Source organism: Endothiovibrio diazotrophicus (assembly GCF_054657215.1).
The window spans coordinates 23766-30192 of record NZ_BAAHXB010000069.1; the positions used below are offsets into that span (position 1 = coordinate 23766).

General features: G+C 66.5%; 4 protein-coding genes and 2 pseudogenes. 1 reads left to right on the forward strand and 5 read right to left on the reverse strand.

Annotated elements, in window-relative coordinates; translation table 11 throughout:
* Position 1 precedes the first annotated feature (1 nt).
* The 3 genes from ACYQ2W_RS16395 to ACYQ2W_RS16405 are packed head-to-tail and all read right to left on the reverse strand — an operon-like array spanning position 2 to position 3782.
* Positions 2-1921 carry a cyclic nucleotide-binding domain-containing protein gene (locus tag ACYQ2W_RS16395; protein ID WP_459869379.1) on the reverse strand — a complete coding sequence of 640 codons (1920 nt, stop codon included), beginning with the start codon at positions 1919-1921 and terminating at the stop codon, positions 2-4.
* Positions 1922-1963: 42 nt separating this feature from the next.
* On the reverse strand, positions 1964-3604 hold the full coding sequence (locus ACYQ2W_RS16400) for a TolC family protein (RefSeq protein ID WP_459869381.1): 1641 nt from the start codon (positions 3602-3604) through the stop codon (positions 1964-1966).
* A 49-nt stretch (positions 3605-3653) separates the two neighbouring features.
* A complete protein-coding gene (locus tag ACYQ2W_RS16405; protein WP_459869383.1) occupies positions 3654-3782 on the reverse strand; it encodes a hypothetical protein in 129 nt (42 codons plus the stop codon).
* A gap of 338 nt (positions 3783-4120) precedes the next feature.
* Here ACYQ2W_RS16405 and ubiG point away from each other — a divergent pair, with 338 nt between their 5' ends.
* A complete protein-coding gene (gene ubiG, locus ACYQ2W_RS16410; RefSeq protein WP_459869385.1) occupies positions 4121-4828 on the forward strand; it encodes a bifunctional 2-polyprenyl-6-hydroxyphenol methylase/3-demethylubiquinol 3-O-methyltransferase UbiG in 708 nt (235 codons plus the stop codon).
* Between the two features lie 117 nt (positions 4829-4945).
* On the opposite strand, the pseudogene ACYQ2W_RS16415 reads toward ubiG, so the two are convergent.
* Together ACYQ2W_RS16415 and ACYQ2W_RS16420 are read right to left on the reverse strand one after the other, a co-directional pair.
* Positions 4946-5287 (reverse strand): annotated as a pseudogene (locus ACYQ2W_RS16415) (hypothetical protein); the annotation flags it as partial.
* A gap of 242 nt (positions 5288-5529) precedes the next feature.
* Positions 5530-6427, reverse strand: a pseudogene (locus tag ACYQ2W_RS16420) (hypothetical protein); the annotation flags it as partial.

The window sequence follows — 6427 nt, forward strand, 5'->3', positions numbered from 1 at the left end:
CTCAACCCCCGCTCAGCAGCAGCCGGTCACCGGCGGCGAGTCCGCTCGCCACCTCGACGCCGTCCACCAGGGTGCCGCGCACCTCGATGTCGCGCCGTTCGGGCGTGCCGTCGGGCCGCAGCACCTCGACGTGGTAGCTGCCGTCCTTCACCGTCACCGCCGCGAACGGCACCACCAGCGCGTCGGCCTTGTGATAGACCTCGACCCGCGCCTCCGCCGACATGCCGAGGCGCACCGCACGGCGCTGCTCGCGGCTCAGCTTCGCCACCACGGCGCGCACCTTGAAGGTGGAGTCGCCGCGGCTGTCCACGCTGCCCCGGCCGGCGATCGATTCGATCTTCGCCGCCAGGGCGACGCCGGGCAGCGCCGAGAGGGTAACGGTGGCGGGCTGGCCGGCGGCGAGCTTGAGCACCTCCGCCTCCGCCACATCGCTCTCCAGGGCCAGGCCCTGCATGTCGGCGATGGCGAACATCGCCTGATTGGCGGCCACCGGGGAGCCGACGTTCAGCGCCTTCTCGCCGGCTGCCGCCGCCGCGGTGGCGGCCGTTTCCGCGTGGGCAGAGGGGAACAGGATGCCGGTGGCGGGGCTGCGCACCACCGCCTCGTCCAGTTGCCGCCGGATCTCGTCGTGGGCCTGGCGGGCGTTGGCCAGCTCCAGCTCGGCCACCCGCAGGTTGTCCTCGCCGCCCTGGGCGAGGGTCGCCTCCAGGGACTCGCGGGAGGCGACCACGGCCAGCTTGCGGTCGGCGAGCGCGGCCTCTTCGCCGTGCAGCTCGCCGCCGGAGATGATCCCCTTGTCGAACAGCCGCCGGCTGCTCTGCAGGGTGCGTTGCGCCTCCTTGAGGGCGTCCTGTGCCTGACCCAGTTCGCGCCGGGCGCGCCGCACCTCGGCACCGTCCGCCCAATTGCGCAGCCGGTCCACCTCCTGCTGGGCCTTGATCAGCTGGGTGTGGGCGTCGCGCTCGCGGCTGCGCTGCTCGGCGGTGTCCAGCTCCAGCAGCAGCTGGCCCTCCTCCACCAGCTCGCCGTAGCGGAAGTGGATCCCGGTGACCACCGAGTTGAGCGGCGAGGGAACCTCCACCCAGCGGGTCGGCTGAACGGTGCCGCGCAGGCTGAGCCAGTCGCGCACCTCGCGGGTGGCGACCGGGACGGTGCGCGCCGTGGCCGCATCCGCCCGGGTCACCACCCCGCCGCCGGCATTGGAGCGCAGCGCCCCGTCCAGGCCGAGATGGAGACCGAGCCCGATCACCACGACGGCGACCGCGAGCAGCGCGCTGCGCCGTATCCAGCGCTTGTCGGTGAGGCGCTGCTCGAGCCGGCCGTTGGCCGTCTCGATCTCCACGTAGGCCTGCTGCAGCTCCTTCTGTTGCGCCTCCAACTGGCGCCGCGACGCCTCCAGTTCGGCGGTCCGCTCGCCCACCGTGCGTTCCAGGGATTCGGCGTGGCGGGCCAGCTCGGCGCGCTGGGCGTCGATGACGGCATGGGCCCGCTTGAGTTCCAGCTCCTGGCGGAGCTGATCGGTATTGGAGCGCAGGCGGGCGGCCTGCACCTTCATCAGGTTGCGCGCCACCGCCGGCGCCGCGGCGACCAGATTCCAGAACCGCTCGACGGGGATCTCCAGCACCCGGGTCGCCCCGTCGGCGATGACGAAGGCGGTGGCGGGTTGCTCCTCGATCATCGAGACGTCCCCCACGCAGGCCCCCGCCTCCAGGGTATTCAGCCGGTCGCCATCCTCGGCCCCCACGTGGATGCGCAGACGGCCGTGGAGCACCAGATAGAGCGAGCGGTTGGCCTCGCCCGGTCGCAGCAGCACATGGCCATCGGTGAGGCGATGCTCGGGGCAGTGGGCGAGGATGGGCACCAGCGGCCCCGGTTCGGCACCGGAGAACAGCGGCAGCGACGCCAGATCGTCCGTCGACAAATCGTTATGTGGTCGAGAAGTTGGGGAAGCCATAGCGCCAGGTTACTCGGGAAACGCCGGGGCGGACCAAGGCGTGCCGTCCCCACCCGCCAACGATGCGGAGGTGGCCTGGAAACGGGGGACCGCGTGCTCGTCGAGCTGGTCGTCGGGGAGCAGCTCGATGCCCCAGCGTTGCAGGGTGACGCCCATGCTGGCGTCCAGCTGGGTCAGGGCGTTGAGATAGTCGATCTGGGCGGTGAGGTGTTGGTTCTCGGTACTGAGCAGCTGGTTCTGATAGCTGATCACCTGAAAGCTGGAGGAGCGTCCGGTGGCGAGCTTCTCCCGCTCCAGCTCCAGCTGCCGGCGGCTCAGCTCCAGCGACTGTTCGGCGAGAGCGATCTCGTCCCAGCGGATGGCGATGTCGCGCAGGGCGTCCACCAGCTCCAGGCGGATGCTCTCGCGCAGGTCCACCATGTTGTTGCGCGCCTCGGCCAGGGCCACCGCGGCATCCACCACCTGCTGCTTCTGCGAGAGGCTGCCGATCGGCACGGTAAGGCTGACGCCCACCGCATAGTCGCCCTTGCGCGGCTGCCCCAGGTCATCGACCGACTCGCGCAGGCGCTCGCCCGAACTCGCCAACTGGTACTGCACGCTGAGGTCCAGTTGCCAGCGCTGGGCGTCGCGGGCCAGCTTGCGGTCCAGCTCGCCGCGCTCGCGGGCGATCTCGCCCAGGCGGAAATCGGGCCGGTTGGCCAGCGCGATCTTCTCCGCCTGCTCGACGCTCAGGGTCAGCGGCTGCGGCTCGATGACCTCGCTCAGCTCGGGCTGCGCCGTCTCCGGCAGGCGCAACAGGCGCAGCAGGGCGACCCGCGCGGCGTCCACCGTGTTCTCCGCCGAACGCAGCGACAGCCGCTGACCGGCCACGTCGGCCTGGCTCTGCACCAGCTCCACCGCCGCCAGCCGCTCCGCCGCGATCAGCTCCCGGTTGGTCTCCAGCTGACGTTCGGCGCGCTCCAGGGAGAGCCGGGTGAGACGCAGGCTGCGCTGCGCCAGCAGATAGCTCCGGTAGGCCTCGACGACCGCATTGACCACCCCCATGAGGGTCGACTTCAGGGAGAGCACGCTGGACTCCTCCTGCCAGTCGGCATAGGTCAGCGGGGCGCTGCCCACGGTCCGGCCCGCCCCCTGCAGCAGCGGTTGGGTGTAGCTCAGGGTCATCGCGTTGTCGAACGACTGACCGTCGCCTTCGGGGAAGCTCTCATCGTGACTGCCGGTCACCGCCCATTCGCCGCCGATGCGGTTCTTCACCGTGGTGGTCAGCTCCAGCCCGGCCCCGTTGTCCAAGGTTCGCGCCCCGTCGTTGAAATCGGAGTCGGTGCTGGTGTAGCCGCTGACGCTGACCTGGGGCGCGTAGCCATCGTAGGCGACGCGGTAGCCATAACGATCGGCGATGCGGCCGAGATAGGCGTTCTGCACCGAGAGGTTGTGCTGGATGGCGAGATGGATCGCCCCCTTCAGGTCCAGCACCGGGGCCGAGCGGTCCGCCGCCGCGAGCGGTAGGCTGACCAGCGCCAGGACCAGGGCCAGCGCCCCCCACCAGTCGCGCCCGCGCCATCCCCGGGACGCGGTGTCCCGGACAGCCGGACGGGGAGCCGCGCGAAGAGGGGAGAGGTTCAACCTGTTCTGGTGAGGGAGGAGATTCACGATCGGGTCCTTCACTCGCCGGCCCACGGCCGGACATCCACGCGCACCGTCAACTCTGGTCGTCGGTCGTCTCCAACGTGCCGTCGCACGGCACGTGAACCGCATCCAGGGCCCACGCCTCCATCACGTAGCTGATGGCCGCCCGGTAGCGCACCTTGCAATAGTCCTGGCCGTCCACCTCGCATTTCGGGCGGAACTCGGCGGGCTTCGTATCGGGCCCGGACAGGACGTCGAGGACAGAGAACCAAAATCCGTACCAACCTCCGCAGCGCCGGAATGGCGCGGTTTCCCGCGGATCCGCGTCAGGCGCATGGGCACACCAATAGGCGTCAATAGGCGCCAATAGGCACTATCAGTGGGCAACGCTCATAGACACCGATAGCAACGGGTGGGGGATCGTGTAGCAACGGGCGGGGGATCGTGTGAATGGCCGGGACGCGGGGGGCGCAACGCGGTAGAATTCGCGCCTGCCCACTGCGTTCTTCGCGCTCACCCCTTCACCGGGAGAACCGTCCCATGACCGAAGCGACCCTCAACGTCGATCAGCACGAAGTCTCCAAGTTCGAGGAGCTGGCCCACCGCTGGTGGGATCCGCACAGCGAGTTTAAACCGCTCCACGACATCAATCCGCTGCGCCTCGATTTCGTCGACCGTCGGGTCGGACTGAGCGGCAAACAGGTGCTCGACGTCGGTTGCGGCGGCGGCATCCTCGCCGAGAGCATGGCGGTGCGCGGGGCGCGGGTGACCGGCATCGACATGGGCGAGGCACCGCTCTCGGTGGCGAAGCTGCATCTGCTGGAGTCCGGCGCCGAAGTGGACTACCAGCGCACCACCGCCGAAGCGTTCGCCGCCGCCAACCCCGGGCGTTTCGACGTGGTCACCTGCATGGAGATGCTGGAGCACGTCCCCGACCCGGCATCGGTGGTGGAGGCCTGCGCCCGGTTGGTGCGCCCCGGCGGTCACCTCTTCTTCTCCACCCTGAACCGCAATCCGAAGTCGTTCCTGTTCGCCATCGTCGGCGCCGAGTACGTACTCAACATGCTCCCGCGAGGCACCCACGACTACGCCAAGTTCATCCGCCCCTCCGAGCTGGAGTCGTGGACCCGCGCCGCCGACCTGGAGCTGAAAGAGCTGGCGGGGATGACCTACAACCCGCTGTTCCGAAACTACAGCCTCGGCCACGACCTCTCCGTCAACTACCTCGCCCACTGCATCCGCCCCTGAGGCCCAAGACTTCAACCATGAAGGGCATGAAGGGAAAACCGGGTAGTCGAGGCCGGCGATCTGCGCCACGTCGATCCCTTCGAGGTACTCGTACTGCTTGAAGCTGGGGTCGAGGGCGATCCAGCGGTCGGCCTCCAGGTTGCGGTAGGCACGACCGGGGTGGAAGTCCAGGGCCGCCTCCACCCACACATGCTCCATGCGCACCCAGGCGGGCTGGCCGCCCTCGCTGAGCACGCGCGTCGGGATGCCGCCGGAGGAGGCGTAGTCGGCGGCGGCCATGACGTTGCTGAATCCGCCGATCCAGTTGCGGTATTTCTCCACCGGCACGTCCATGGTGCCGTGGACGTAGCGGGCGGGGATACCGGAGGCGCGCAGCAGCAAGTAGCCTGGATGAAGCGCAGCGGAATCCGGGACGTGTGGGACAGCCTTCGGGAATCCCCGGATTCCGCTATGCTCCATCCAGGCTACTTGCTGGGCCAATTATCCGCCATCCGGGGCACCGGCGGGGATTAAATCAGCGTCTCTCTAGCTTTTTTCTGGCCTCAGCACACCTAGAAGAATACCTCTTGCAAAGAACATACAAAACCGCATTAAACACACTTAATAATAGAATAAACACACCCCCACCGTACACATATGAAAGCACCCCAACAGCAAACACAAGAGCAATAGAAGAAACAACAATATAGTTATACATTCGATCAAATACTCCCAAGAACATACAACTCAGCAAGCAATACCTGCAACATCAATCCGAAGATTAGCAAAGGGATGGCCGGCCCCCACCCAATCATTAAAAGCGAACCCATAACTGGTGCTACAGAGAAGAATTCAATCAAATTCGATGAATTCGGATATGCCCCAAAATCTGGACCATAAACAACTGCCATAATAGCAGCAAGCACCGTAACTACAGCCAACGCAGCATACAAATATATGGCCACTGGACCAAGAAGTATCATCTTTGTAAAAACAAGAGAAAGTATTGCGGCCCCAGCTTCCGTAACCAACGAATAGTAACCTCCATTTACGCCCCCGCCAATCCGCCAAGCCCCATCCCCCTTTACGGGATCAAACACCGCATACCCCGCCCCACTCCACCCCGGCACACTGATCGGATCGGTATGCGTAATCACCTCCTTCCCGGTGGCGATGGCATCTCGTATCTCCTGAACGGTCGCGTCATCCAATCGAATATCCCCCAGGGCGGCGGCGAGATTCGCTTGGGTGATGTGGTAAATCTTCTGCCCCTGCTGCGCCGCCTTGGACAGCGCCTTCACCGTCGAGACCGCCTCCCCCGGATGGTCCGCGGTCACAAACATCTGCTCCGGTATCGCATGCTCCAGCGCCGAACTGAGCGCCCCCAGCTGAAACACCAGATTGAACTTGTTCGTCCCGTCGTCCGTCTGCGCCGTGATGTTCAGCGCGTCGAGGTCCATCGACACCCCGCCGGTTCGTAGGCTGTTGGGCAGCCCCCAGAAGTAATCCACCTGCGGCACGTAGCCGTAGGTGCCACCGGAGGGTAGCTGCTGCATATGCGCCTTCTGCTGGAGCGTCATCACGTGGGCCAGCCCCTGACTCTCGGCGAAGTAGCCGAGT

Coding starts and splice junctions, on each gene's coding strand:
- ubiG (WP_459869385.1), top strand. CDS start 4,121: ATGACCGAAGCGACCCTCAACGTCGATCAGCACGAAGTCTCCAAGTTC.